This is a genomic window from Caulobacter flavus, from assembly GCF_003722335.1.
Classification (GTDB): Bacteria; Pseudomonadota; Alphaproteobacteria; order Caulobacterales; family Caulobacteraceae; genus Caulobacter; species Caulobacter flavus.
The window spans coordinates 4,445,843-4,472,080 of sequence record NZ_CP026100.1; the positions used below are offsets into that span (position 1 = coordinate 4,445,843).

Genomic DNA, 26,238 nt, shown 5'->3' on the forward strand with positions numbered 1-26,238 from the left:
GGAAACGTGGCCGACGGCAAGCCGTGGTTCAGGGTCAAGCGTCATGGCTATGGCGCGGGGCCGCCCTGCAGTTGGGAAGGCTGGGCCGTCGTCGCCCTCTATATTGGCCTGCTGCTCGCCTCGGCCGTTCTCTACGGCAAGGCCCATCCGCGCCTCGTCGGTGCGTTCGTCGTGCTCATGACCCTGGTGGTGATGCTGGTCGCCCGCTGGAAGAGCGACGCCCCCTGGCGCTGGCGCGAGGGCGAGGACGACTAGGCCGGGTCGCCGCTCGTCGCCGGCGGGGTCTTCTTCTCGGTCAGGGCCACCAGCGCCACGCCGACCATGGTCGCGCCGCCGCCGATGACCAGCTGCGGCGACAGGGCGTCGCCCATGAACAGCACGCCGATCGTGCACGAGACCAGCGGCGTCGCCAGGAAATAGGGCGTCACGCGGCCCGGCTCGCGGCGCTGGACCAGCCAGAACAGCAGCGCGCTGGCCCCGATGGTCGAGACGACGCCAGCGAACACCACGCAGGCCCAGGCCAGCGGCGGCGCGGACGAGACCTTGGCCACGACGTCGTCCTCGAAGGCGAAGGACATGGCGATCAGCACCGGCGCGGCGACGAAGGCCGTCAGGCCCTGTACCTTCAACGGCTTCACGCCCGGCGACTTGCGCACCAGCACCGTGGCCACCGCCCAGATGGCGGCGGCGACCACGCCCAGCACGATGGCCGGCAGGTCGGCCGCACCGTGCGGATCCAGGCTCATCCAGGCCACGCCGGCGAAGGCCACGGCTAGGCCCGCCACGGCCGGCGCCCGCATGGTCTCGCCCAGCATGCGCCAGGCGAACAAGGCCGTGAACGGGATCCACAGCTGTGTGGCGACGACCAGCGGGCTCAGCGACCGCGCCATGCCGAAGGCGAGGTAGATCAGGGCGAAGTGGATCGGCCCCGACAGCAGCACGATCAGCAGCAGCCGCTTCCAGTGCGGAAACGGCGGCCGCACGAACGGGAACAGGAACGCCAGGGCCAGCAGGAAGCGCAAGCCGCCCACCATCATCGGCGGCAGGGCGGCGGTGGCGAACTTGGCCGCGGCGTTGTTCAGTCCCCAGGTCAGGATGATCGCCAGGATCGCCAGGCGTTCGATCGTCGTCAGGGGGCCGGTGGACGCGGACATGGCCCCGCTTGGATCAGACCCCGCCGCTTCCTTCAACCCCGCCGGCTCCGATGACATCGCGAATGGCCGACAGGAGAATGTCGAGGTCGGCGTCCGGCGTCGTGTAGGCCGGGGTCAGGTAGACGACCTTGCCCATCGGCCGGATCCAGGCGCCCTTCTCGGCGAAGGCCTGGCACAGCGCGCCGACGGCCACCGGCGAAGCGAACTCGACCACGCCGATCGCGCCCAGCACCCGCACGTCGACGACGCCCGGCGCAGCGCGGCAGGGCGCCAGTCCCTTCGCCAAGGCGGCCGAGATCCGCGCGACATCGGCCTTCCAGGTGCCGGCCTCGAACAGGTCGAGCGACGCATTGGCGGCGGCGCAGGCCAGGGCGTTGCCCATGTAGGTCGGGCCGTGCATCAGGGCCGCGCCGGCGTCGTCGGACCAGAAGGCCTCGAACACCTTGCGCGACGCCACGGCCGCCGACAGCGGCAGGGTTCCTCCCGTCAGGGCCTTCGACAGGGTGACGATGTCGGGCTCGATCCCTGCAGCCTGCATGGCGAAGAGCTCGCCGGTGCGGCCAAAGCCGGTGAAGATCTCGTCGAAGATCAGCAGCACGCCATGCTTGTCGGCCAGCCGGCGCAGGCGGCGCAGCACCTGCGGATCGTGGAACAGCATGCCGCCGGCGCCCTGCACCAGGGGCTCGGTCAGCATGGCGGCGATCTCGCCGCCCCGCTCGGATAGCAAGGCGTCGAGCGCGGCCTCGGCGGCGTCGTCCAGCGGCAGGTCGGCGATCACCTGGGCGGGCATCACGCCCGAGAACAGGCTGTGCATCCCCTCTTCCGGGTCGCAGACCGTCATCGTGGCCAGGGTGTCGCCGTGATAGCCGCCGCGGAACGACAGGAAGCGGGTGCGCCCCGTCTCGCCGCGATTGATGTGGAACTGCAGCGCCATCTTCATGGCGATCTCGACCGAGACCGAGCCGGATTCGGCGAAGAACACGTGGTCCAGTTCGCCCGGCAGGATCGCCGCCAAACGTGCGGCCAGCCGATAGGCCGGCTCGTGGGCGAGGCCGCCGAACATCACGTGCGGCATGGACTCCAACTGCCGGCGCAAGGCCTCGGCGATGTGGGGATGGTTGTAGCCGTGCACCGCCGTCCACCAGCTGGCGATGCCGTCGACCAGTTCGCGCCCGTCCTCCAGCACGATCCGCGACCCATGGGTCCGCACGACCGGAAGCGGCGCCGGGGCCGTCTTCATCTGGCAGTAGGGCCGCCAGACGTGCTTGGCGCCTTCGGCGAGCCAGTCAGGGGTGGTCATGGCGATCCTTTCGTTGCGCCGGAGGGGCGCCCCGCCTAGACGGGCTCGGCTCCCGGAGCAAATGGGAATCTGGGCAGACAGGAATTGGAATGCACAGTCTGGACGCCTTCGCGAGCGGCAAGCTCGCGGCCTTGGAGGCCATGAGCCTGCGCCGCCGCCTGAAACCCACCCGCCGCTTGCCAGGCGCCGTGGTCGAGCGCGACGGCAAGCGCCTGCTGTCCTTCTCCTGCAACGACTATCTGGGTCTGTCGCAGCATCCGGCCGTGATCGCCGCCGCCCAGGCCGCCGCGGCCGAGCACGGCGCGGGCTCGGGCGCCTCGCGTCTCGTCACCGGCGACAATCCGCTGATCGAGGAGCTCGAGGCGCGCCTGGCCCGTCTCAAGGGGACGCAGGCCTGCGTGGTGTTCGGCTCGGGCTATCTGGCCAATACCGGCGTGATCCCCACCTTCGCCGGCAAGCAGGACGTCGTGTTCGTGGACGAGCTGGCCCACGCCTGCATCTGGGCCGGCGCGCAGCTCTCGGGCGCCAAGGTGGTCAGCTTCCCGCACAACGACAGCGACGCCCTGGCCGAACTGCTGGCCGAGCATCGATCGAGCTTCCGCCACGCCATCGTCGCCACCGACGGTGTGTTCTCGATGGACGGCGACGTCGCGCCGCTGGACTGGCTGTCGGCCGTCTGCGAGGCCAACGACGCCTGGCTGCTGGTCGACGACGCCCACGGCGTGGGGGTGCTGGGCGACGGTAGGGGAACGGCGGCCCTGTTCCCGGAGGCGGTCATCCCGCTGCAGATGGGCACGCTGTCGAAGGCGCTGGGCTCCTACGGAGGCTATCTGTGCGGCTCGCAAAGCGTGGTCGACTTCCTGAAGACCCGCGCCCGCACCGTCGTCTACACCACCGGCCTGCCGCCAGCCTCCGCCGCCGCCGCCATCGCCGCCCTGGATCTGATCGAGGCCGATCCCGCCTTCGCCGCGCAGCCGCTGCGCAAGGCGCGCCTGTTCACCAAGGCCGCCGGCCTGCCTCTGGCCGAAAGCCCGATCGTCCCGGTGGTGATCGGCGAGGCCGACGCCGCGCTGGCCGCCTCCGCCGCCCTGGAGGCAGAGGGCTTCCTGGTGGTGGCCATCCGCCCGCCCACCGTGCCGGCCGGCACCGCCCGCCTGCGCCTGGCCTTCAGCGCCGATCATCCCGATGACGAGGTGCTGCGCCTGGCCGCCCTGGTCCGTCCCTACGTCGAGGCCCCCTCCAGGACGAACGGGGCATGAGCGCCCTGTTCGTCGCCGGGACCGGCACCGACGTCGGCAAGACCCACGTCGCCTGCGCCCTGATCCGGGCCCTGAAGGCACGCGGACTGGCCGTCGACGCCTTCAAGCCGGTGGTCAGCGGCTTTGATCCGGCCGATCCGTCGGGCAGCGACCCGGCCCGTCTGGCCGAGGCCCTGGGCGACCCGGCCGCCCTGCCCCGCATCTCGCCGCGCCGCTACCGCGCGCCGCTGGCCCCGAACCTGGCCGCACGCCTCGAAGGCGATGTGCTGCGGATCGACGACCTCGCCGCCGACTGCCGCGCGGCCCTGGCCGGCGCGCACGACCTGCTGCTGGTCGAAGGGGCCGGCGGGGTGATGTCGCCGCTGACCGACCAGGCGACCAATCTGGATCTGATCGCCGCGCTCGACCTGCCCGTGCTGCTGATCGCCGGCTCGTACCTGGGCACGATAAGCCACGTGCTGACGGCCCTGATCGCCCTGCGCGCCCGGGGCGTCCGCATCGCCGCCATCGTCATGAGCGAGAGCCTCGACGCGCCCGACCTGGTCCAGACCGCCGACGCCCTGCGCGCCTTCGAACGCGAGACGCCGATCTTCCTTGCGCCGCGCGACGAAGCCTGGGACGCAGGCGAACTGGCCGACCATCTGGCGAAGGGGTTCTGACGCATGCGCGTGGCGATGATCGGGCTGGGCGACATCGCCCGCAAGGCCTACCTGCCGGTGCTGGGAACCCGCGCCGACGTACAGTTGGCCTTCGTCACCCGCAGCACCGCCACGCTGGACGAACTGGGCGCGGCCTGGCGGGTGGACCGGCTGCACACCGACCTGGAGGAGGCCCTCGCCGAGGGCCTGGACGCCGCCTTCGTCCATGCCGCGACGACGGTCCATCCGGCGATCGTCCGTCGCCTGATCGAGGCCGGCGTGCCCACCCTGGTCGACAAGCCGATCGCCGACACGCTGGAGGCCTGCGAGGCCGTGGTGGATCTGGCCGAAACGCGCGGCGTGTCGCTGATGGTCGGTTTCAACCGCCGCCATGCGCCCGCCCAGGCCGAGGCGGCGGCCCTGAAGGCCCCGTTCGTGCTGATGCAGAAGAACCGCACCGGCCACGCCGACGGCGTGCGGCGCACGGTCTTCGACGACTTCATCCACGTGGTCGACAGCCTGCGCTTCCTGGTCCCGGGCGCGACCCAGGCCCGCGTGTCCGGGCGCCTCGACGGCGACCTCCTGGAGCACGTGATGCTGCACCTGAGCGGCCCCGGCCTCGACGCCGTCGGCGTCATGAACCGCGTCAGCGGCGCCAACGAGGAGGTGCTCGAGGTGATGGGCGGCGGGATCAAGCGCCGGATCGTCAACCTGGCCGACGTCACCGACTTTTCCGGCGGTGAAAGCCTGACCCGTCGCGGCGACTGGACCACGGTCGCTCGCCAGCGCGGCTTCGAGGCGATGATCGAGGCGTTTCTGGGCGCGGTGCGCGAGGACCGACGCCTGTCGGCCCTCGACGCCCTGGAGACCCACCGCCTGTGCGAGCGGGTGGTGTCGGAGCTTTCGGTCTAGAAGTCGGCCGACAGCGTCACCTGGAAGGTCCGGTGCGAGCCCGGCCGGAAGGTGGCGGCGGTGTTCACCGTCGTGGTGATCGTGCCCAGGTAGTCCTCGTCGAAGATGTTATCGATGTTGACGCGGGCCTTGACCTGCTTCAGCGGCCCGACGCCGAAGCCGTCGCCCAGATCCACATAGGCGTTCCAGACCGTGTAGCCGTCGGTCTTCTCGGTGTTGGTGAAGTTGGTGTAGCGGTCGCTCAGGTGGCGGGCCGAGACGTTGACCAGCGCCCAGTCGGTCGGCTCCCACGTCACCCCGCCCTGGAACAGCCAGGTCGGGAAGTCGGGCAGCACGTTGCCGGCGATGAAGTTGGTCCCGAAGTTATTCTCGAACTCGGCGCGGTTGTACGACAGGTTGGCGTTGAAGTAGACCTTGCCGCCTAGCAGCTCCGGCTTCCACTGGCCGCTGAACTCGGCGCCGTGGGCCTCCACGCCGCCGACGTTCTGGAAGAAGGTCTCGGTCGTCGTGCTGCCCGGCACCACCGAGGCGTAGGACTGCAGGCGGTTGTCGAAGGCGGTGTAGTAGGCCACGACCGAGACGTTGAAGGTCGGCCGGTTGGCGCGATAGCCGATCTCCAGGTTCTGCGAGGTCTCGGCGTCCGGGCCGGGCGTGGCCGGGCTTGCGGCCGAGTAGATGTCGTCGGCGCCGCGCGGCAAGGCCAGGTTCTCCGAGTAGGACGCGAACACCTGGTCGCGGCCGTTGATCGAATAGACCAGGCCCACCTGCGGCAGGAAGCTGTTCTTCCAGCTGTCGGTGATGCGCGGCTGGCGCTGGGCGATGTAGTCGGCCGGATTGCGGTAACCGGCGATCTCGTAGTCGATGTCGGTGGCCTTGAAGCCGAGCTCGACCTTCAGCCTGTCGTCCAGCAGCCGCACCGTGTCCTTCAGGAAAAACTGGGTGGTCTCGCGGGTGGAGACGTAGTTGCGCTGCAGGTGCACCGGCTCGTTCAGCAGGGCCGCGCCGTCGGGATGGCCGTTCTGGGTGTTATAGCGGGCCTGGGTGCGATGGTAGTCGTCCTTCTCCAGCCAGACCCCGGCCTGCACGGTGTGGATCCCGGTCCGCCAGGTTCCGCCCGCCGTGATCCCCTTGCGCTTGCCGTCGACGCCCGAGAGGCCGTACTGCACGCCCTTGGGCGCGGTCAGGCCGGCCACGATCAGCCGCTCGGCGTTGTAGCTGGCCAGCGAGGTGGCGTAGGCCTCGGGCGAGACGCCGTAGCCGCCCTTGTCCTCGTAATAGACCGTCGAGCGGATCTCGAAGGCCTCGCCGATCGGCTTGTTCAGCGACAGACCGTAGAGGTGGTCGCGCCGGGCGTTGACCGCGAACTTGTAGTACTGGTTGTAGGCGGTGTTGGAGTACGGCACGCCCGCCGTCGTCACAGGCAGGCTGGGCACGTAGCCGAGATAGGCGAAGTCCCTGCCCTTGCGCCCGAACAGATCGCCCGCCGTTCCGTCGTACTGGGCCTTGGTGATCGACGGGGAGTCGTAGTCGAAATAGTCGTTGTGGACGGTCTGGAAAGTCAGGTTGCCGCCGTTCTCGAAGGCGTAGTCCAGCTTGCCCTCGTAGTGCTCGCGCTTGATGAAGCCAGGGCCGCGCCACAGGTCGCCCTTGATCCAGGAACCGGCCACATAGCCCGACAGCCGGCCGATCCGGCCGCTCTCCAGGCGCAGGAAGCTGCGGCGCAGATTGTCCTCGCCCAGGGTCTGGCTGATCGAGCCGCCGGCCGCGGCGTCGGGCGCCTTGGTGAAGTAGTCGACGATAGGCCCCAGCGACGCGTAGCTGGGCAGCGACACGTCGCCGGCCCCGGCCGAGGCCGTCACCCGCGCCAAGTTCTCGTTGTCGACATAGCGATAGATCGGGCTGCCGCCGAACTGGTCGCTGCGCCCCATCGGTATCCCGTCGAGCAGGAAGCCGATCTGCTGGAAGTTGAAGGCTCGCACCGAGACCGAATTGCCGAACTCGTACATGCCCAGGGCGTCGTTGGCCTGGACGTTGAAGCCCGGCAGGCTCTCCAGCATCTTCAGGCCGGTCACGCCGGCCGGGGCCGACAAGAGGGCCTCGCGGGTGATCGAGACGGTGGCGGTGGCCTGGTCGGTGCCGATGGCGACACTGGCCTCCGACACCCGCTTGCCGGTGACGACGACGGCGTCGACCTCGTCGGCCCGCCCCCTGGGGTCTTCCTCGGCCAGGGCCGGCGCCCCCGCCCCCATGACGCTGGCCGCCAGCAAGGCGGCCCTCAGACGGCGAAACGCGCGCTTGTTCGGGTGGACTTGGATCACGGCTATCCCCTGCTTTTCGATCCCCCGACGAGACTGGCTCCCGACCGCAGGTCAAAAAACAGAAATCGCCGTTACAGGAGCCCACTTTTCTTCGTGGTTCCGCCAGCGACAAACGAGATCATTTAATATGCACCAGCACCGTTACTCGACAGCGCGAGGGAATACGCTTTCCCGTCGCCGCGCATATTCTTCGTCGCGACGATCGTTCCGGATCTGAATTCTGGCGCGTCCCCGACCTGGGCGCATAGGCACGTCCGCACCCCACAGCCTGGCGGCGCGCGCGTCAAATCCCCGAGCCGCGCGCGCCGGCCAAGTCCGGCCCGGCGCCGCGCGCGCCGGCGCCCGACGCGCAAAGAAAAGGCGGCCGCCCCTCTCCGGAACGGCCGCCTTCTCGAATTCATCCGACGACGGATGCCTAGAACGGGATTTCGTCGTCCAGGTCGGCCGAGAAGCTCTCGCGCGGGCCGCTGGGCTGGCTGCGCGGAGCGCCGCCGCCGAAGTTGCCGCCGCCCTGGCCGCCGCCGTAGCCGCCACCGCCGCCCTGGCCGTAGCCGTCGTCATAGCCGCCGCCGCCCGACGAGGCGCCGGCGCCGTCGCCGCGGCCGCCCAGCATGGTCAGTTCGCCGCGGAACTTCTGCAGCACGATCTCGGTCGAGTACTTTTCCTGCCCCTGCTGGTCGGTCCACTTGCGGGTCTGGATGGCGCCCTCGATGTAGACGGTCGAGCCCTTGCGCAGGTAGCTCTCGGCCACCTTCACCAGGTTGTCGTTGAAGATCACGACCCGGTGCCACTCGGTCTTTTCCTTGCGCTCGCCGCTGGAACGGTCGCGCCAGGTTTCGGACGTGGCGATGCGCAGGTTGGCGACGCGGTCGCCCGAGTTGAGGGTGCGAATTTCGGGGTCGGCCCCGAGGTTGCCGACGAGGATGACCTTGTTGACGCTGCCAGCCATTGGCGATGCCCTGTTCTCGCCCGGCGACCCAACGCGCCGGAATCTCGAAGCCAGGACGTTAACGACTCAGCAAGACCAAAAGCAAGATTTGTTCTCCGAACGTTCCTGTGAACGGAGGGCGGTTATCCACCGCCCTCTCCTGCCCTTCCACAAGGCTTTCCCCAGGCGCTCGCCCGAAGGTTCAGCGCGCCGGCAGAGCGCCCGGAACCGCCAGGCGGCCGTCGCCCGTACGCACCAGCGACATGAACCGGGCGCCCTCGTAGCTGTCGCCCAGATAGATGCCTTCCTTCTCCACGAAGATGAACTTGCCCTGGTAGGAGCCGGTCAGCTGTTCCCGGCGCAGGCCCATGCGCATGAAGCGGATGCGCATGCCCTCCAGGGTCGCCGCGCAGGTCTCCATGTTGGGCACGTTGCGCTCGACCGGGTTGAACTGCAGCGTGCCGTCCTTCTTCTCGATGACGTGGTTGCACACGCCCTGGTCGAAGGGAGCCTTGGTCGCCTTGACGCAGCCCGACAGGCCGATGCCGGCGACCCCGAGGGCCAGGACGGCGGCGATGGAGGAAACGCGCATCAGAGAGCTCCTTCGGCCCTGGCCCCTTCCCGACGGGAAGGGCCGGTATTCAAACATGTGCAGCGCGCACGCGGCGCGCCTTAACCGACGCTGGGAATGGCGCAGTTGGCCGCCTGCTCCACCACCAGGTGGAACGAGCGGTTGTCGGACGAGGCTTCGACCCGGCCGGGCAGCAGGCGCAGGGTTTCATCGCCCCAGCGGCCGTAGGTGGCGCCGCCCGGGCGCTCGCACTTGCCGGCGAACAGCTGCTGGATGCAGGCATTCTGGGTGATCTCCCCCGGCAGCTTGTTCCACTGACCGCCGGAATAGCGCTGGCAGACGCCGAGCGGCGCGCTGCTGGCGGCGCTGGTCCCGGCGGGGGCGGGCGTCGGAGCGGTCGCCACCGGCGCGGTGACGGTCGGGGGCGGCAGCGGGGTCAGCACCGTGCCGGCCTGGTCGGCGGCGGCCAGCGCCCCGGTCTCGTCGACGCCGACGTCGAGCGCGCCGGTCGCCACGCCGTTCTTCTTGGCGCATTCTGCCAGGGTGGTCTCGCCCACGAACTGGCCGCCGACGAAGCAGCGCAGCGGCCGCGCCGGATCGTTCAGCTTGGTGTCGTCCGAACGGCCGGTCTCGACGATCAGGCCCGCGCGCGAGGCCGGCGGTTCCTCGGCCGGCTTGCGGTCCTTGCCGCCCATCAGCGCGAAGGCCACGCCGAGGCCGGCGATCACGGCCAGGGCCGCTCCGCCGCCCAGCAGCACGCGTCGGTCTTTGAGAAGTTCCATGCCCCCTGGCTACGACGCGTCGATGACGGTTTCAAGCGTCGCCGCGCGTGGGAGGGCTTACAATTGTCAACCGCCGGTCAGACGGTCGAGCGCGGCCTGGTAGTTGGCGATCTGGTTGGTCAGGTAGGCCGGCGCCGTGCCGGTGGTGTTGCTCTTGGTGGAGGACGAGTCGACCTTCACCCCGTTGGCGATGTCGGCCATCTCGCGATAGGCGTTGCGGATCGCCGCCGTGGCCGACTTCAACAGGTCGGCGGTCGTGGCCCGCGACTCCGCGTCGGCCAGGCTCATGTCGAGATTGAGCTTGAGGCCGTAGACCGGCCCCTTGCCGTCGGCCGAGACGGTGCGGCCGTCCTCGGTCTTGGTATTGCGCACGACGCCCGAGGCCAGGCCCAGGGCGTTCAGCACGTCGCTGTCGCCCTTGCCCGGCAGGATCTCGACGGTCGAGGTCTTGAAGGCCGGCGTGATGCTCAGCTTGCGCATGTTGCCGTCGCTGCTGATCGACACCTTGGCCGCGTTGCCCGAGGCGCGGCGGATCTTGTCGGCCAGGGTCTCGAGCGTGTCGGCGGCGCTGATGGTGATGGTGGTCAGCGGGCCGCGTTCGCGCGTGCGGATCTGGAAGGTGTCGCCGGGGCGCGCCGCGGTCGCCGACACGATCTTGTCCGACTGGGTGAAGTTCATCGCGCCGCGCGGCAGGCCGAACACGTCCAGGGCGCTGGAGCCGGAGGCGTCGACCGCGATCGAGGTCGGGGTGGCGTAGCCGTCCTTGCCGGTCAGGCGCTGTTCCCAGGTCGCCTCGCCCGTGCCCATGTCGATCTGGGCGACATAGCCGTCCTTGGTGCCCACGGTCGGCAGTCCCGCCAGGTCCTTGCCGGCCGAACCGACCAGCCAGACCTGGCCGTTGGACACCGCCATGCCGGTGACGGTGTCGTCGCCCGTGCCGCCGTAATAGGCCAGGGTGTCGCCCGAGGTGTCGGTCAGATCCAGCGAGACGCAGGCCACGAAACCGTCCGAACCGCCCGAAGCGGCCGAGGTGGTGTTGCCCACCGACAACTCGCCGTTGGTGGTGTAGCCGCCGATATAGAGCTGGCCGTTGTCGATGCTGATGCCGGCGATGTCGCCGCCCTTCAGCGTGCCCAGATCGCGGACCGCGCCCACGGTCATGGCGGCGGCCTTGGTGTAGGTCACCGGCTTGGTCTCGTAGATGCCGGCCGAGTTCAGCGACGTGCGGTTCTCGGTGACCACGGTGGTGGCGACGTCGAAGCTGCGCAGCTTGGCCTGGCTGCCTTCCTTGCTGGCGACGATCACCTTGTCGCCGTCGACCACGATGCCGGAGACCGTGTCGTTCTCGGCGCTGCCGAAGTGGGTGGTGAACAGCGCCCGGGGCGTGCCGGCGATGTCGCTGGCGAATCCGGTCAGGTAGTTGTCGTAGCCGCCCTTCGAGGCCGAGCCGGTGGCGCCTGGCAGGTCGGACTTGGTGCGGCCGGCCACGTAGACGACGCCGTCCTCGCCGAAGGCCACGGCCGTGGCTTCGTCCTCGAGCAGGCCGCCGCGACGCACCGTCCAGGTCTCGTCGCCGTTGGCGTCGTACAGCGACACGAAGCTGTCGGTGACCGTGCCGTTGCTGTCTGAATTGATCGGGCCGGTGGTGGCGCCGTTCAGCGTGCCCGCCACCGAGCCGGCGACGGCCACCTTGCCGTCGGCCGAGACCGCGATCGAGTAGCCCGTGGCGGTGTCGGCCGCGCCCAGGCTGCGGGCGTAGAGCAGCTTGCCGGCGGAGTCGTACTTCAGCAGGGCGACGTCCTGGTCGCCCTTGATGGTCTGGCTCTCGACGCTCTTCTCGACGTCGGCCAGCACGTAGATCGAGCCGTCGGGACCCGAGACGGTCTTGTGGACCTTGGCGACGGTGCCTTCCAGCGTGTCGGAGAACACCTTCGTGCCCGCCGCCGCGCCCGCGCCGGCGCCGTACTTGGTCAGGGTATTCTCGATGACCGCGTCGTCGGTCTTGGTGTCCTTGTCGGGGTCGGGGTTGCCGGCCTCGGTGGTGATGTAGACGGCGGGCTTGGCGGCGGGAGCCGTGAAGCTCAGCTTCTCGATGGAATCGCCGCGGATGCGCAGGGCGAAGTCGTCGCCGGTGGCCGGCAGCTTCACCGTCTGGCCGTTGACCGTGGTGGTGCGCTCGACGCCGGCGGTGCGCTCGACGGCGAAGGTCGTGTTGTAGCCGGCGGCCGCCAGCTTGTCGTTGAAGAAGCTGACGACGTTGGACATGGTCCGCGGCTTCGCGCCCATCTCCGACAGGTCCATCGTCAGGTTCTGGGTCTCGCCGAACTTGGTGACCGACATCGTGAACTTCTGGTCGCCCTTGAACGCGGGGACCTCGTCGTCGAACTGGCCGCTGTAAAGCGTGTTGGTGACGTAGCCGTAGACGTTCTTGGGCACGCCGACCTTGGACTTGTCCGACGTCATCGCCGCGCCCGTGGTCAGGCGCATGCCGTCGGTGTTGGCGTTCTGAATGTAGTTGGTGAGCTCCGTCAGCCCCTTGGTCAGCGCGGTCTGCAGACGCTTGATCTCGCTGTCGGAGACGTTCTTCTCGCTGGCGCGGTTGGCGATCGCCGTCAGGGTGTTCAGCGCCTGGTAGGCCGAGAACAGCTTCTTGTAGTCGCCCTTCACGCCCGGCGCGGCGGCCTCGGCGGCGCCCTCGTCGACGAACTTGCGGCCGTTCAGCGCCGCCTTGACCAGATCGCTGGGCTCGGTGGACACCGTGGTCCACGGCGCGGCCGGGATGCCCTGCTTGGTGGTCGAGGTGGAGTTCGTCGTTCCCGACGACAGCGCGGACGCGGCCGTGCCCACACCAAGCTTGGCCTGGTAGTAGCTCAGCAGCGAACTGGTGTCGAAAGTGATCACGACCGCTTCCACAACGCGCGCATTACGTCACGCGCGGCAATCTTCGGCTACGAACGCTGACGTTTCGTTAAGACGTGTGAATTGTTTCGATCAGGCCGCGATCAGGTGGGCGTCGCTCAACGCCCGGCGGGCCTCGTCGCGCAACTCGGCCCATTCCTCGGCCAGGATGCCCAGCAGCACCACGTCGCGCGGCTCGCCGTTCTTGAGCACGTGGCCGCGCAGATAGCCCTCGCGACGGAAGCCGGAGGCCGACTGGGCCTTCAGCGCCGCGTCGTTGTCGGCCATCACCTCGGCGAACACCTTGTGCAGGCCAAGCTCGCCGAAGGCGCGATCCAGGCCCAGCACCTGGGCCGCCCGCCCCACCCCGCGGCGGCGGGCGTCGGCGGCGCCGACGAACCAGTTCCAGCCCGCGCGGCGATGAAGCGACTGCACGCCGGTCAGGGTCAGCAGGCCGGCCGGCGCGCCGGCGCGCACGATCATCCAGCCGCGCATGTCGGGATCCTGGCGCAGGCTTTCGAACCAGGCGGCGTGCGCCTCGTGGCTGGGGAACGCCGCGTCGGACATCCAGCGGTCGACCTCGGGCTCGGCGCGCCACTGGAACAGCACCGCCTCGTCCTCGTCCTTCAAGTCCCGCAGTTCGATCATGCCGAGCGAATCCCCTTGCGCCGCAGGATGCAGAGTAACCACGCAAGAAACGCCGGCCTAGGAAAAGACCGGCGTTTCGTATGACAATTACGTTGGGGCAGCCGCCCGATCAGCTATTGCCGAACAGCGACAGGATGATCTGCGGCGCGCCGTTGGCGATCGACAGCGCCTGGGCGCCCAGCTGCTGCTTGACCTGCAGGGCCTGCAGGCGGGCGCTTTCCTTGGCCATGTCGGCGTCGACGAGGTTGCCCACGCCGGTTTCCAGCACGTCCGACAGCTTCGAGACGAAGGTGTTGTGGGCGTCGATCTGCTTGGCCTGCGAACCGATCGAGCCGACCGCCTGGTTGACCGTGGCGATGGTCGCGTCGAGGCGCGTCAGGACGGCGGTCGCCTGGGTCAGGGTGGCGATGCTGTCGGCGGCCGCCAGGCTGTTCTTCGGGCTGCCCAGCGACAGGGTCTGCAGGTTCAGCGAGATCACCGTCTGGGCGTCGGCGTCGGCCAGGAAGGTGATGGCGTTGGTCTGGCTGCCATCCAGGATGTTGGCGCCGTCGAAGGTGGCGCTGTCGACCACCTGGGTCAGGTTGCTCAGCAGGCCCCGGAAGTCGGCGTTCAGGGCGGTGCGCGCCTGGGTCGACAGCGAGCTGTCCTTGGCGGCGACCACCTTCTCGCGCATCAGGTTGAGCAGGTCCGAGACCGACTCGCCGGCCGTCAGGGCGACGTCGGCGATCGAGGTGGCGCGGTCCAGGCTCATCTTGACCGAGGCCAGGGCCGAGCGGTCGGCCTGCTGGTCCTGGGCGATCGACCAGACGGCGGCGTTGTCCTTGGCGCTGGAGATCGCAAGGCCGGTGTTGATGCGGGTCTGGACGCCCTGCATCTCGTCGTTGGTCTTGTTCAGGTTCTGCAGGGCGATCAGCGCAGGCTGATTGGTGTTCACGCTCAGCGTCATCACGATCTCCGAACGGCGTTCTCGCCGACTTACGAGGAGCTCGGTGCGCGATTCGACGCCCGAGCGGATCGGCCGTGAACTTGCCGCCCGGGGAGTAAGAATATGGTTAACGCTTATAAACCATGTTTCGCCTGCGACGTCGCGCCGCAAGCGTGCATCGAAACCGTGGCGCGCGAAGGCCCTTAGGTCAGGCCGTCGTAGATGGCGCCGGGCCCGTAGGAGGCCGCTTCCTTGAACCGCAGCACGTCTTCGCGGGGATACTGCTTCAGGGTCTCGCCCGTCCGCCGGTCCACCGTCTTGTAGACGTAGACGCCGCTGTCGCTGTCCTGCTCGATCACGAGACGCAGGTCGCCAGGCTGCGGACCGTCGTCGACGACCTTCTGCTCGGCGGGCTTGCGCGCGTCGGCCTTGCGGCCGGCGGAAACGACTTCGCCGTCCGAGGCCTTGCCTGGGACGGTCATAGGAATGATCTGGTTTTGCGCGGGCGGGTCTTGAACCGGAGCCGTCAGCGCGGCCTTGTTTTCCATCTCTCCTATCGCCGCCGTTTAGCGGCGGCGCCTTCTTTGCTCCCCTCCCCGGCCGAGGCCGCGAGAAAGGCGGGGGCGGTCCGCGAGAACCGCCCCCTGCTCGTCCCTTATCGGAACAGGCTCAGGACCGTGCCGGTCGACTGGTTGGCGATCGAGAGCGCCTGTATGCCCAGCTGCTGCTTGGTTTGCAGGGCTTGGAGCTTGGCGCTTTCCTTGGCCAGGTCGGCGTCGACCAGGTTGCCCACACCGGCGTCGAGGCTGTCTTGCAGCTTGCCGACGAAGTTCAGGTGGGTGTCCAGGCCGGTCGAGCTGGTGCCCAGCGAGGCCAGCTTGTTGGTCGTCGTCTGCAGAGCCGTGTCGATGGTGGTGATCATCGTCTTGGCCGCGGCGGCGGTCGTGAAGGTGGTCGTGGTGGTCAGACCGATGCCGGTCAGCGACAGCGTCTTGGCGTTCACGGTGATGGCCGTGCCGTCCGAGTTGGCCAGGAAGCTGAGCTTCGTGGTCTTGCCGTCGATGATGCTGGCGCCGTTGAACTTGGCGTTCGAGACGGCCTTGGTGATCTGGTCGCGCAGCGACGTGAAGTCAGCCTGCAGAGCCTTGAACGACGCGGTGTTCAGCGAGGTGTCGGAAGCGGCCAGGGCCTTTTCCTTCATCTTGCCGAGCAGGTCGGTCACGGTGTCACCGGCGGCCAGCGCGACGTCGATGGTGGACTGACCGCGTTGCAGCGAGTCCTTCACGGCGTTGAGCGAGGAAGCGGTGGCCGATTGGTTCTTGGCGGTGGCCCAGATCGCGCCGTTGTCCTTGGCGCTACCGATCTTCTTGCCGGTGTTGATGCGTTGTTGCGTAACCTGGAGATCGCTGTTGGTCGAGTTCAGGTTTTGCAGGGCGATCATCGCGCCCGAGTTCGTGTTGATGCTGTTCAGCGCCATAACGAATAGGTTCCTATTTCAGGTTGTCCGACGTCATTTTGACTGCCGGGAGCGTTTTGCTCACTGAACTAGGAAGCAACTACCGGGCCAATCCTGCCCACTCCGACGAAAAATTTAAGTCATTGAAATTACAGCGTTATAGGTTCGTTTAGGATACCCGAAGCCGGCACTTTCTGCCGAGCAAGACAACCATTCGGCAAATATTGCCGGGCAGCTTTCGGCAGATGCGACCGAATTGCCCACCCGCAACCCGACCGGCGATCGGCGAAAATCAGACCCCGGAACAAAAGAAAACGCCGGGCGATCTTTCGATCGCCCGGCGCTTGATCGCCAGGTCCGGCGCTTCTTCGATCAGCCGCGGAAGAGCGACATGATCGATTGGGGCGCCTGGTTGGCGATGGACAGTGCCTGAACACCCAGCTGCTGCTTGGTTTGCAGCGACTGCAGCCGGGCGCTTTCCTTGGCCATGTCCGCATCGACCAGGTTGCCGACACCGGCGTCGAGGCTGTCCTGCAGCTTGCCCATGAAGGTCAAGTGCATGTCCAGGCCGACCGAGTTGGTGCCGAGCGAGGCCAGCTTGTTGGTCGCGGTCTGCAGAGACTTGTCGATCGTGGCGATCATGGTCTTCGCAGAAGCGGCCGTCGTGAAGGTCGTCGTCGTCGTCAGACCGATGCCCGTGAGGGACAGGGTCCGCGAGGTGACGGTGAACGCCGCGCCGGTTTCGTTCGCCAGGAACGCGAGCTTGGTGGTCGAACCGTCCACCACGCTGGCGCCGTTGAACTTGGCGTTGGTCACGGCCTTGGTGATCTGGTCGCGCAGCGACGTGAAGTCGGCTTGCAGCGCTTTGAAGGAGGCGGTGTTGAGCGAGGTGTCGGAAGCGGCCAGGGCCTTTTCCTTCATCTTGCCGAGCAGGTCGGTGACCGTGTCGCCGGCCGCCAACGCAACGTCGATGGTCGACTGACCGCGCTGGAGCGAGTCCTTCACGGCATTCAACGAGCTCGAGGTCGCGCTCTGCATCTCCGCCATCGACCAGATCGCGCCGTTGTCCTTGGCGTTCGCGATCTTCTTGCCGGTGTTGATGCGTTGCTGGGTGGTGGTCAGCTCCGAGTTGGTGGCGTTCAGGTTTTGCAGCGCGATCATCGCGCCGGCGTTGGTGTTGATGGAGTTGGCGATCATAGGAACCTACCGTTTTGGTGGAGAGCCCCGGCGTTTTGCCGGTCGGGCGTTTTGCCCGCGGGAACCATCGCAAACGGCGGGCCACTTCGGGCCAGATCGCAATCGACTGAAATAAAAGGGAAACTTGAAACCGCACCCCGGAAACGAAACCGCCCGGCGAATGCAACATTCGCCGGGCGGCAGGTTTTTCCGAAGAGGGGCGGCAATCGGCGCCGAGCGGCGCCTTGGAGCATCAGAGGCGCGGGATCAGGCCGCTTCGGCGCGGCCGGCCAGCCCCTGCATGATCATGCGGTTGATCTCGATCAGCGGCTCGAAGTCCTCTTCCTTGCGCATGACCAGGCTCGAGTGACGACCGACCCAGATGCTCAGCGAGATGATGCTCGCGCGCAGCTCCTTGGTCATCGTGTTCTCGGGCAGCGCGCAGTCGGTCGCCAGCGCCGACCAGACGCGGCGGTTCCAGTCCAGCGCGTGGATACGCGTCTGGATGTCGTTCACGTCGGCCTGGGAAGCCTCCATGAGGGCGCGCGTCACCTGTCCGAACAGGCGATACTCGACCTCACGCGGATTCTCAGTCCTGGTCGCCGCCTGCTGGTAGGCCCGAAGAGACATTCCCCAACCTCTCGTCTTCGTAATCGATCAACTTACGGCTCAGCATGAGCGCCTTGTAGTACTCGCGGGCCATGACGTGCTTGGAGATCGCGATGCAATCGGCCAGCACGCCCGGGTTCCTCACCACGCCCATGAACTCGGTCAGGCGCGTGGCGAACTCGTCGTAGTATTTCTCCGCGCCGCTCTCCTCCAGGTACATCATCATGACCGGGAAGTAGATGTGACGCGATGGCGTGGTCACCTGGTCGGGCTGCATGATGTCCTTCTCACGCAGCACCGAAGCCTTGTTCTGCAGGACCAGCACCCCGCGACGATCGCCGTTCTGGACGACCGCCCCGTTGAGCACGAATTTCTCGCCGGGCTTAAGCGACAGCTTCAAAGGCACTTTTGGCCGTTCCTTTCCATCGCTGCGCCCGTCCGCCGTCATGGCGGTTCGCCGGTATGGCGTTCGACCGGAACCTAGAGGGCAGCGGGTTAACGCCCTATTGCCGGCCGCGCGACCGTAAGTCGCAGCTTAGGACACAATTAAGCATACTCGCCCAGAGGATGAAGCCACCCAATCGCCAAGGTGTACGCATGTCCCGCAATCTCGGCTCCGGAATCTCCGCCGCCGCCCTCGCAACCGCCCAGGAGGCGGCCGGCCAAGGGGTCCTTCCGGGCCTGCGCGCGTCCCAGCTCGGCGATTCCGCCTCCGCCGATTCGATCGCCCGCCTCAATCGCGAGGCCAGCGCGGTCCAGGATCCGGCCACCATCAAGCTGCTCAACAAGGCCATCATCGCCGTGCAGCGCGGCGAGTACGCCCTGGCCGAGAAGACCGCGCTCAAGGCGCTCAAGAAGAACGAGCGCGCCGGCCCCGCCTGGCACGTGCTGGCCGTGGCCCGCGAGAAGCTGGGCGACTTCGCCTCGTCGATGCATTGCTACGACGCTGCGCTGAAGCTCCTGCCCAACGAGGCCGCCGTCGCCGGCGACCTTGGCCGCCTGGCGTTCCGCATGGAGATGCCGGAGATCGCCGCCAAGCTGTTCATGCACTTCCTTAACGCCAACCCCGGCAGCCTGGAAGCCACCAACAACCTGGCCTGCGCCCTGCGCGACCTGAACCAGGAATCGGCGGCGATCGACATCCTCAAGCCGGCCATCCAGGCCAACCCCACGCAGCCGGTGCTCTGGAACACCCTGGGCACGGTGATGTGCAGCCTGGGCGAAGGCCGCACGGCCGTGACCTTCTTCGACGAGGTGCTGCGGCTGGCGCCGCAGTTCGGCAAGGGCCTGCACAATCGCGCCTTCGCCCGCCTGGACCTGGGCGACGTCGAAGGCGCTCTGGCCGACTGCGACGCCGGCATCCTGGTCGCCGATTCTTCCGAAGACCTGGCCGCCATGAGCTTCGCCCGCTCGACGATCCTGCTGGCCCTCGGCCGGGTCACCGAGGGCTGGGCCGCCTACGGCGCGCGCCTGTCGACCGAGCTGGGCGGCGTTCCCAACTACCAGTTCCCCGTGCCGGTCTGGAAGAAGGGCGAGGACCTCGCCGGCAAGGGCCTGCTGGTCGTGGCCGAGCAGGGCCTGGGCGACGAGGTGATGTTCGCCAACACCCTGCCTGACGTCGCCGAGGCCCTTGGCCCCGACGGCAAGCTGTCGATCCTGGTCGAGCGCCGCCTGGTCCCGCTGTTCGAGCGCAGCTATCCGCAGGCGAACGTCGCCGTTCACCGTACGGTCGCCTATCAGGGCCACATCTATCGCGACGCGCCGTTCATCGAGGACTGGTCGAGCATCGACCGCTGGGTTCCCATGGGCTCGCTGCTCGAGACCCTGCGCCCGTCGGTCGAGGCCTTCCCCAAGCGCGAGCGCTTCCTCACGCCCGATCCCGAGCGCGTGGCCCACTGGAAGAAGGTGCTGGAGGACGCCCCTCCCGGCCCCAAGGTCGGCCTGCTGTGGAAGAGCCTGAAGCTGAACGCCGAGCGCGCCCGCCTGTTCTCGCCGTTCGAGCTGTGGGAGCCGGTGCTGAAGACGCCGGGCGTCTCGTTCATCAACCTGCAGTACGGCGACTGCGACGAGGAGATCGCCTACGCCCGCGACCAGCTGGGCGTCGAGATCTGGACCCCGCCCGGCATCGACCTGAAGCAGGATCTCGACGACGTCGCCGCGCTCTCCTGCGCGCTGGACCTGGTCATCGGCTTCTCCAACGCCACCATCAACCTGGCCGGCGCCTGCGGCGCGCCGATCTGGATGCTGACCGGCGCGGCCTCGTGGACCCGCCTCGGCTCGGACCATTCGCCCTGGTATCCGCAGTGCCGCTGCTTCATCGCGCCCGACTATGACGACTGGCGGCCAATCATGGCCGACGTCGCCGGGGCCCTGGCCGAATTCGCGAAATAGTCGGCAGGAACATCGGGCGCCGGGGCGGGTTTGATTCTCCGAACGGGCGGCGGTCGCCGCCCCATCAGGGAGACCCGCCATGCCGCCGGAAACCGACTACGACCCGCAGGATGTCGCCGAGGTCCTGGACGAGACCAACCTGACCGAAGACGGCCAGGACATCGCCAATTTCGACGATATCGAAGACGTCTACGACGTCACCCAGGCGGACGACGACGCCGCCGAGGACGAAGACGACGACTACGACATCCTCGACGAGTCCGAACTCGACGACATCGACGACGAACTCGAGGCCGGCCGTGACGACGAGGGGCTGGACGTCGAGCGCGAGCCGCTGGATCCCGTGGGCGGCGGCCTTTCCGACGAGGACCTCGTCTCCTCCGACGACGAGGAACCTTCCGACTACGAGTCGACGCGCCTGGCCGACGACGACATCGAGGCCCTGGGCTACGAGCGCCGTCGTTAGGCCAGATCCTTAAAAACAGCGCCGCAAGCGTTCTAGCCCGCCCTCGCGCACGCCCTTAGTTGCGCTCTCCACACCGCCGAGTCAGGCTCCTTGAAGGCCCGACAGGAGATCAACGCATGTCCGATCCGAAGCCCGAGAAACCCAAGGACGAGGCCGACCAGCCGGAGTACCTGGAAGATCAGCTGGAAGAAGGCCTGGAAGACAGCTTCCCCGCCAGCGATCCGCCCTCGGTGGCGCGTCGCCATCGCCAGCCGCCTCACAACCCGTCTTGATCGCGCGGCGCGGCTCTGTAGGTTAGCCCTGAAGATTTGAACACTTGTTCGAGGCGCGTCCGACAGGAGCGCCGTCAGGGACACCGCATGAGCTCGCGCTTCGAAGGCACCGCCGACTACGTCGCCACCGAGGACCTCAAGGTCGCCGTCAACGCCGCCGTGGCCCTGGAACGGCCCCTGCTGATCAAGGGCGAGCCAGGCACAGGCAAGACGGTGCTGGCCTACGAGGTCGCCAAGGCGATGGGTGCGCCGCTGCTGACCTGGCACATCAAGTCGACGACCAAGGCCCAGCAGGGTCTCTACGAGTACGACGCCGTCACCCGGCTGCGCGACAGCCAGCTGGGCGACGAGCGCGTCAAGGACGTTCGGAACTACATCAAGAAGGGCAAGCTCTGGGAGGCGTTCGAAGCGCCCGTCCGCCCCGTGCTGCTGATCGACGAGATCGACAAGGCCGACATCGAGTTCCCGAACGACCTCCTGCAGGAGCTCGATCGGATGGAGTTCTTCGTCTACGAGACCGGCGAGACGATCAAGGCCAAGGTCCGGCCGGTGATGATCATCACCTCCAACAACGAGAAGGAACTGCCGGACGCCTTCCTGCGCCGCTGCTTCTTCCACTACATCCGCTTCCCCGAGGAGGCGACGATGCAGGCCATCGTCGACGTGCATTTCCCGGGCATCAAGCAGAAGCTGGTCGCCGAGGCGCTGCGCATCTTCTACGACATGCGCAAGGTGCCGGGCCTGAAGAAGAAGCCGTCGACCTCGGAGCTGCTCGACTGGCTGAAGCTCCTGCTTGTCGAGGACATCGACGAGACTGTGCTGCGCGAGAAGGATCCCACCAAGCTGATCCCGCCGCTGCACGGCGCCCTGCTGAAGAACGAGCAGGACGTCCATCTGTTCGAGCGCCTGGCCTTTCTGGCCCGCCGCGAAGGCAGCGCTCGTCCGGGCCAATAGTCCCGTTACCGCAATTTCATTGGACGCCGGTCGCCGAGCCGCACACCTTCGCGCCGTACGTGAAGGATTTTCCCCGATGCGCCTCATCCTGGTCCTGGCCGCCGGCGCCGCCGCCCTCGTCGCCTGCTCGCCGCCCGCATCGGTCAAGACCGAGCGGCACGAGCGCGTGGTCCACAGGCGCGAGCCGCTACGGGCGATCGAGCGGCTGGACTGCCCCGAGCGCCAGGGAAGGCTGACCCGCGTCAGCATCGCGCCGGATGGCAAGTCGTGCGGCTATGCCGGCGACCAGGCCGAGGTGACGCTGCGCCTGCTCGCCCTGTCGGGCGACGACGCCGAGGCCGCGCTCGCCCCGATCGAGACCGACCTCAAGGCGCTGATGCCGCACCTCAAGGCCCCGGCCGCGCCCGGCGCGCCGAAAGGCAAGGAAAGCGCCCATATCAAGCTGCCCGGCGTCAGCATCGACGCCCGCGACGAAGGCGCGGACATCCGCATCGGCGGCATGACGATCAACGCCGACGACGGCGAGGCGCAGGTGCGCATCACCAAGAACGTCACCAGCCAGGACGGGGCGCGCGCCACCTCGGTCGAGGAGCGCAAGGACGGCGGCCGCGAAAGCCGCACGGTGCAGGTCAGCAGTTCCGACGACAAGGACGGCGAGGTCGACATCCGGGCCGACGACCATGGCGCGGTCGTGCGCCACCGCCAGAAGGAGAACGACGGTGTGCGCGCCACCCTCGTGCTGGCCAGCGACAAGGCGACCGCCGGCTATCACCTGGCCGGCTACGAGGCCCGCGGCCCCAAGGGCGGCCCGCTGGCCGTCGCCGTCGTCAAGGCCAAGGACCGCAACTCCGAGGACGGCGACCTGTTCAAGGACATGAAGGCGCTGGTCCGCCACAACGTGGGCGGGTGAGGCGCAAAGAACCTTCCCCTGTGGGGGAGGTGATCGCGAAGCGATCGGTGGGGGCGTAACTACCGACTTCCGGCTTCCCGGAAGCTAAAAACTTCCCCCCACCGGCCTTCGGCCGCCTCCCCCGCAGGGGGAGGTTTTTCAGATCGGCGTGACTTCCATCACCTTGTAGGTCAGCGGCCGACCGTCCTCGTCGGTGACGGTGACGTATTCGCCGATGGCGAAGCGATGCTGGCCCAGGCGATGGACGGGCTCGTCGTCGATCTGGTCGTCCTCGTCATAGTCGAAGAACCAGCGCTCGCCGCGGCGGGCCAGCCGGCCGTCAGCCGGGTCTTCGTCTGGGGCGAACCGGCGCACCGCGCAGTCCTTCTTCGCCTTGGCGTACTCGGCCTCGTCCAGGTGCCCGTCGGCCGTCAGCGGCGCGGTCAGGGCGTAGCCGCGATGGTCGTCGCCGCCGGAGAATTCGGTGCCCGGATTGCGGGCCAGACGCATGACGATGCGCGATAGGGACATGGACTGCCTCCTTCTTATGGTTGGGGGGAAAAACTCAGTGCGACAGGAAGAGCGACGGGCCGTCGGCGTTCAGCAGGCTGCGCGTCGTGCCGCCGAAGATGAACTCCTGCAGGCGCGGATGGCCGAAGGCGCCGGCGACCAGGAAATCGGCCCCCTCCGCCCTCGCCGCCTCCAGCAACAGCTTGGCCGCGTCGTGAGAGCCTTCCAGCACGCGCACCTGGGCCGAAACGCCCCGGGCGGCCAGGAAGTCGACCATCCGGGCCAGCTCGAAGCTGCGCGACGAGGCCGCCGGCGCGCCGGCCACAACCACGCGCGAGGCCTTCTGCAGCAGCGGCAGCGCGGTGCGCAGAGCGCGGCTGGCTTCCTTGCCGCCGTCCCAGGCGACCAGAGCCGTTCCGCCGACCTTCAGCCCATCGCGGGCGACCACGACGGGCCGCTGCTCGTCGGCGATCATCTGCTGAAAGGCCTCGGCCAGCGGGCCCTTGCCGCGGGCGGCGGCGCTGTCGAATACGATGACGTCCGACAGCCGGCACTCCATGGCCAGGCCCGCCCAGACGGGCGACTCCAGCGTGGTGACGCGTGACTTCGGATAGCCCACGGCCGCGACCATCGCCTCGACGGCGTGCGCGCCCTCGACGGCGGCCTCTTTCAGGCTCTCCAGGGCCGTGACCTGCACGCCGCCCATGAAGCCCTCGCCCATCCAAGGCATCAGGTCGGCCACGTCGGCCGGCGCATGGACGGCGGCCAGCTCGGCGTCGAACGCGCCGGCCAGTTCGGCCGCCGCGCGCAACACGCCCTCGTCGGGCCGGGCGCCCGCGAGCGGCGCCATGATCCTTGCCCAGCTCATGATCGGTCCTCCTTGTCCACGGCGTGACGGCACGCTTTCTGACAAAACGCATTTCCACAGGCGTCGGGCCGGGCCATCATTGATCTTCATCAAGCGATGCGGCACTCAAACCACCTTCACCATAAGGAACGATCTCGTGGCCAAAGGGCTGCATAAGGGCCCTCCGAGGGCGTGGCAGCGGATGCTGTCGGGCCGCAGGCTGGACCTGCTGGACCCCTCGCCCATGGACATCGAGATAGAGGACATCGCCCACGGCCTGGCGCGCGTGGCCCGCTGGAACGGCCAGACGATCGGCGACCACGGCTTCTCGGTGGCCCAGCACAGCCTGGTGGTCGAGGAGATCGCCGCCCACATCAAGCCCGACCTCGAGCCGCGCTGGCGCCTGGCGGCCCTGCTGCACGACGCCTCCGAGTACGTGATCGGCGACATGATCAGCCCGTTCAAGGCGGCCCTGGGCGTCTCGTACAAGGACTTCGAGGCGCGGCTGGAAGACGCCATCCACATCCGCTTCGGCCTGCCGCCCAAGACCCCGGCACCGGTCAAGAAGCTGATCAAGCAGGCCGACCGCGCCTGCGCCTTCTTCGAAGCCACCCAACTGGCCGGCTTCGAGCACGGCGAATCCCTGTCGATCTTCGGGGCGCCGCCAGCCGGCTACGATCTGAAGATCGTCCCCCTGCCCCCGTTTGAAGCCCAGGCCCGCTACGTCCAGCGCTTCCACGTGCTGTCCAAGGCCGCCGGCTACGAATCCGCGCCGGGCGAAGCGTTCGAGACCGAATGAGCGGTCCCGCGGCCTCTTCCGGCATCGTCATCGGCCTGTCGGCCGTGGTCGTCGCCGTGCGCGACGGCGAGGTCGTTGTGCTGACCGTGCGCCCGCACGACGCCGTCACCGACATCGCCTCGCCCCTGCCCGGCCTGCCGTTCGGCCCGTTCGACCCCGAGGGCCACCGCACCTTCGAGCTGGCCCTGCGCGCCTTCGTGACCGAGCAGACGCGGTTCCAGCTCGGCTATGTCGAGCAGCTCTACACCTTCGGCGACAAGGGCCGCGACGCCCCGCGGGCCGAGGTTGGCGCTGGCGCCGCGCGCGTGGTCTCGATCGGCTATCTTGGCCTGACGCCCAAGGCCACCGACACCCAGGCCCCCGACACCGCCTGGGCCCCGTGGACGCGGTTCTTCCCCTGGGAGGACTGGCGCGCCGGCCGCCCCGCCCTGCTCGACGAAGCCATCGCCCCCGCCCTGCGCCGCTGGGCCGGCGACGACGCCGACCGGCTGTCGCGCGCCCGCCTGGCCTTCGCTCTCGACGGCGCGCCGTGGAACGAGGAGCGCGTGCTGGAACGCTACGAGTTGCTCTACGAGGCGGGCCTGGCCCCCGAGGCCGCCCGCGACCGCGACCGCGCCGACGGCCACGACCCGGCCGAGCCCGTCGCCCTGTCGGCCGCCCTGGGCGAGCCGATGATCTCCGACCACCGGCGGATCCTGGCCACGGGCCTCTCGCGCCTGCGCGGCAAGATCAAGTACCGCCCGGTGGCGTTCGAGCTGACGCCCGCCGAGTTCACGCTGTCCACCCTGCAGCGCACGGTCGAGGCCATCGCCGGCGTGCCGCTGCACAAGCAGAACTTCCGCCGCGTGGTCGAGCGCGAGGACCTGGTCGAGGGACTTGGCCGCCTGGACAGCGAAACCGGCGGCCGCCCGGCCGAGCTGTTCCGCTTCCGGCGGGAGATCCTGGGGGCCAGGCAGGCCGGCGGGCTGTCTCTGCCTCTGCTGCGGGAGTAAGGCGCGAGATCCGGTTGACCTCGCCCGCGACCTGCGGCCGACTGCCGGCATGACATTCGACAAGCGCATCCTGATCGGCGCGATGGCCGCCGTCGTCCTGCTCGGCGTCGGAGGCGGGCTCGCGGCCTATGTGCTGCGCGACACCCAGGCCGAAGAGGTCCAGGACGGCGCCGACGACCAACTGGCCGTCGCGGGCGCCAAGATCGCGGTGCAAAACCGCTTCCCCGAGGCGACCTCCGTCGATTTCGGCAAGGTCTTCACCCACCAGGACGGCGAGGTGGTCTCGGTCTGCGGCCAGGTCGACGTCCGGCAGCCGCAGGACGGCTTCGACGGGCCCGAACGCTTCGTCTGGTCCGACGGCGCCCTCGTGGTCGAGGAGGCCGACGGAACCGACGCGGTCACCGCCAAGTGGGCGGACGTGTGTGAATGACCGCCTGACGGCGGCCCCCTCCGGCCCTTTGGGCCACCTCCCCCAGAGGGGGAGGATCTGCGCCGCTGCTAGATGCTCCCCCTCTGGGGAGCTGTCGCGGAGCGACTGAGGGGG

General features: G+C 68.3%; 27 protein-coding genes and 1 pseudogene. 12 read left to right on the forward strand and 16 right to left on the reverse strand.

What is annotated here, in order from left to right:
- The first annotated feature begins 6 nt into the window (after positions 1-6).
- Complete coding sequence (locus C1707_RS20205; protein ID WP_101715729.1) at positions 7-255, forward strand: hypothetical protein; 249 nt, start codon at positions 7-9, stop codon at positions 253-255.
- On the opposite strand, the gene C1707_RS20210 is transcribed toward C1707_RS20205, so the two are convergent.
- Both C1707_RS20210 and C1707_RS20215 read right to left on the reverse strand, forming a co-directional pair.
- The gene (locus tag C1707_RS20210; protein ID WP_101715730.1) at positions 252-1,154 is read right to left on the reverse strand and encodes a DMT family transporter; all 903 of its coding nucleotides are present in this window, start codon (positions 1,152-1,154) and stop codon (positions 252-254) included. The two genes, C1707_RS20205 and C1707_RS20210, sit on opposite strands and share 4 nt — an antisense overlap.
- Before the next feature lie 13 nt (positions 1,155-1,167).
- Positions 1,168-2,454 (reverse strand): adenosylmethionine--8-amino-7-oxononanoate transaminase, encoded by a 1,287-nt coding sequence (locus tag C1707_RS20215; RefSeq protein WP_101715731.1) that lies wholly within the window; start codon positions 2,452-2,454, stop codon positions 1,168-1,170.
- Positions 2,455-2,543: 89 nt separating this feature from the next.
- Here C1707_RS20215 and bioF point away from each other — a divergent pair, with 89 nt between their 5' ends.
- Genes bioF through C1707_RS20230 form a run of 3 tightly spaced genes read left to right on the forward strand, consistent with a single transcriptional unit; the run spans position 2,544 to position 5,263 of the window.
- Positions 2,544-3,713: an 8-amino-7-oxononanoate synthase gene (gene bioF / locus C1707_RS20220; RefSeq protein WP_101715732.1), complete on the forward strand. Its 1,170-nt coding sequence runs from the start codon at positions 2,544-2,546 to the stop codon at positions 3,711-3,713.
- The gene (bioD, locus tag C1707_RS20225; RefSeq protein ID WP_101715733.1) at positions 3,710-4,372 is read left to right on the forward strand and encodes a dethiobiotin synthase; all 663 of its coding nucleotides are present in this window, start codon (positions 3,710-3,712) and stop codon (positions 4,370-4,372) included. The genes bioF and bioD overlap by 4 nt, the downstream gene beginning before the upstream one ends.
- Positions 4,373-4,375: 3 nt before the next feature.
- Positions 4,376-5,263 carry a Gfo/Idh/MocA family protein gene (locus C1707_RS20230; protein WP_101715734.1) on the forward strand — a complete coding sequence of 296 codons (888 nt, stop codon included), beginning with the start codon at positions 4,376-4,378 and terminating at the stop codon, positions 5,261-5,263.
- On the opposite strand, the gene C1707_RS20235 is transcribed toward C1707_RS20230, so the two are convergent.
- The 12 genes from C1707_RS20235 to flbT all read right to left on the reverse strand — a co-directional run bounded on the left by C1707_RS20235 (position 5,260) and on the right by flbT (position 17,980).
- Positions 5,260-7,578 (reverse strand): TonB-dependent receptor domain-containing protein, encoded by a 2,319-nt coding sequence (locus tag C1707_RS20235; protein WP_420808284.1) that lies wholly within the window; start codon positions 7,576-7,578, stop codon positions 5,260-5,262. The genes C1707_RS20230 and C1707_RS20235 overlap by 4 nt on opposite strands.
- Positions 7,579-7,996: 418 nt before the next feature.
- A complete protein-coding gene (gene ssb, locus C1707_RS20240; RefSeq protein WP_101715735.1) occupies positions 7,997-8,530 on the reverse strand; it encodes a single-stranded DNA-binding protein in 534 nt (177 codons plus the stop codon).
- 181 nt (positions 8,531-8,711) lie between these two features.
- Positions 8,712-9,101: a hypothetical protein gene (locus C1707_RS20245; protein WP_101715736.1), complete on the reverse strand. Its 390-nt coding sequence runs from the start codon at positions 9,099-9,101 to the stop codon at positions 8,712-8,714.
- Between the two features lie 80 nt (positions 9,102-9,181).
- Entirely contained in the window at positions 9,182-9,862 is a 681-nt protein-coding gene (locus C1707_RS20250) for a hypothetical protein (protein WP_101715737.1), read from the reverse strand.
- 66 nt (positions 9,863-9,928) lie between these two features.
- Positions 9,929-12,763, reverse strand: coding sequence for a hypothetical protein (locus C1707_RS20255; RefSeq protein ID WP_101715768.1), 2,835 nt, complete (start codon positions 12,761-12,763; stop codon positions 9,929-9,931).
- Positions 12,764-12,853: 90 nt separating this feature from the next.
- On the reverse strand, positions 12,854-13,408 hold the full coding sequence (gene pseH, locus C1707_RS20260; RefSeq protein WP_101715738.1) for a UDP-4-amino-4,6-dideoxy-N-acetyl-beta-L-altrosamine N-acetyltransferase: 555 nt from the start codon (positions 13,406-13,408) through the stop codon (positions 12,854-12,856).
- 109 nt (positions 13,409-13,517) lie between these two features.
- Complete coding sequence (locus C1707_RS20265) at positions 13,518-14,354, reverse strand: flagellin (RefSeq protein WP_101715739.1); 837 nt, start codon at positions 14,352-14,354, stop codon at positions 13,518-13,520.
- Between the two features lie 182 nt (positions 14,355-14,536).
- Complete coding sequence (locus C1707_RS20270) at positions 14,537-14,881, reverse strand: hypothetical protein (protein WP_101715740.1); 345 nt, start codon at positions 14,879-14,881, stop codon at positions 14,537-14,539.
- A 107-nt stretch (positions 14,882-14,988) separates the two neighbouring features.
- Positions 14,989-15,810: a flagellin gene (locus tag C1707_RS20275; RefSeq protein ID WP_101715741.1), complete on the reverse strand. Its 822-nt coding sequence runs from the start codon at positions 15,808-15,810 to the stop codon at positions 14,989-14,991.
- Positions 15,811-16,161: 351 nt separating this feature from the next.
- Positions 16,162-16,986, reverse strand: a complete 825-nt coding sequence (locus C1707_RS20280) for a flagellin (RefSeq protein WP_101715742.1) — start codon at positions 16,984-16,986, stop codon at positions 16,162-16,164.
- A 246-nt stretch (positions 16,987-17,232) separates the two neighbouring features.
- Complete coding sequence (gene flaF, locus C1707_RS20285) at positions 17,233-17,595, reverse strand: flagellar biosynthesis regulator FlaF (protein WP_101715743.1); 363 nt, start codon at positions 17,593-17,595, stop codon at positions 17,233-17,235.
- Positions 17,555-17,980: a flagellar biosynthesis repressor FlbT gene (gene flbT / locus C1707_RS20290; RefSeq protein ID WP_101715744.1), complete on the reverse strand. Its 426-nt coding sequence runs from the start codon at positions 17,978-17,980 to the stop codon at positions 17,555-17,557. The genes flaF and flbT overlap by 41 nt, the downstream gene beginning before the upstream one ends.
- A 191-nt stretch (positions 17,981-18,171) precedes the next feature.
- Between flbT and C1707_RS20295 the strand changes: the two genes are divergently transcribed.
- The 5 genes from C1707_RS20295 to C1707_RS20310 all read left to right on the forward strand — a co-directional run bounded on the left by C1707_RS20295 (position 18,172) and on the right by C1707_RS20310 (position 22,567).
- Positions 18,172-19,965 carry a tetratricopeptide repeat-containing glycosyltransferase family protein gene (locus tag C1707_RS20295; RefSeq protein ID WP_101715745.1) on the forward strand — a complete coding sequence of 598 codons (1,794 nt, stop codon included), beginning with the start codon at positions 18,172-18,174 and terminating at the stop codon, positions 19,963-19,965.
- Positions 19,966-20,044: 79 nt separating this feature from the next.
- Positions 20,045-20,431 carry a primosomal protein gene (locus tag C1707_RS20300; protein WP_101715746.1) on the forward strand — a complete coding sequence of 129 codons (387 nt, stop codon included), beginning with the start codon at positions 20,045-20,047 and terminating at the stop codon, positions 20,429-20,431.
- Between the two features lie 116 nt (positions 20,432-20,547).
- Positions 20,548-20,703 (forward strand): hypothetical protein, encoded by a 156-nt coding sequence (locus C1707_RS26275; protein WP_164467416.1) that lies wholly within the window; start codon positions 20,548-20,550, stop codon positions 20,701-20,703.
- Positions 20,704-20,790: 87 nt separating this feature from the next.
- Entirely contained in the window at positions 20,791-21,657 is an 867-nt protein-coding gene (locus C1707_RS20305; RefSeq protein WP_101715747.1) for an AAA family ATPase, read from the forward strand.
- 76 nt (positions 21,658-21,733) lie between these two features.
- Positions 21,734-22,567, forward strand: a complete 834-nt coding sequence (locus C1707_RS20310) for a hypothetical protein (protein ID WP_101715748.1) — start codon at positions 21,734-21,736, stop codon at positions 22,565-22,567.
- Between the two features lie 138 nt (positions 22,568-22,705).
- Here C1707_RS20310 and C1707_RS20315 read toward each other — a convergent pair whose 3' ends face one another.
- Both C1707_RS20315 and C1707_RS20320 read right to left on the reverse strand, forming a co-directional pair.
- Positions 22,706-23,077 (reverse strand): hypothetical protein, encoded by a 372-nt coding sequence (locus C1707_RS20315; protein ID WP_101715749.1) that lies wholly within the window; start codon positions 23,075-23,077, stop codon positions 22,706-22,708.
- A 34-nt stretch (positions 23,078-23,111) separates the two neighbouring features.
- Positions 23,112-23,924: a universal stress protein gene (locus tag C1707_RS20320; RefSeq protein ID WP_101715750.1), complete on the reverse strand. Its 813-nt coding sequence runs from the start codon at positions 23,922-23,924 to the stop codon at positions 23,112-23,114.
- 136 nt (positions 23,925-24,060) lie between these two features.
- On the opposite strand from C1707_RS20320, the gene C1707_RS20325 reads away from it, so the two are divergent.
- The 3 genes and pseudogenes from C1707_RS20325 to C1707_RS20335 all read left to right on the forward strand — a co-directional run bounded on the left by C1707_RS20325 (position 24,061) and on the right by C1707_RS20335 (position 26,124).
- A complete protein-coding gene (locus tag C1707_RS20325) occupies positions 24,061-24,702 on the forward strand; it encodes a YfbR-like 5'-deoxynucleotidase (protein ID WP_101715769.1) in 642 nt (213 codons plus the stop codon).
- Positions 24,608-25,694: pseudogene (locus tag C1707_RS20330) on the forward strand (NUDIX hydrolase). Before C1707_RS20325 ends, C1707_RS20330 begins: the two are co-directional and overlap by 95 nt.
- A gap of 49 nt (positions 25,695-25,743) precedes the next feature.
- Positions 25,744-26,124 carry a hypothetical protein gene (locus C1707_RS20335; protein ID WP_101715752.1) on the forward strand — a complete coding sequence of 127 codons (381 nt, stop codon included), beginning with the start codon at positions 25,744-25,746 and terminating at the stop codon, positions 26,122-26,124.
- Positions 26,125-26,238: the final 114 nt, after the last annotated feature.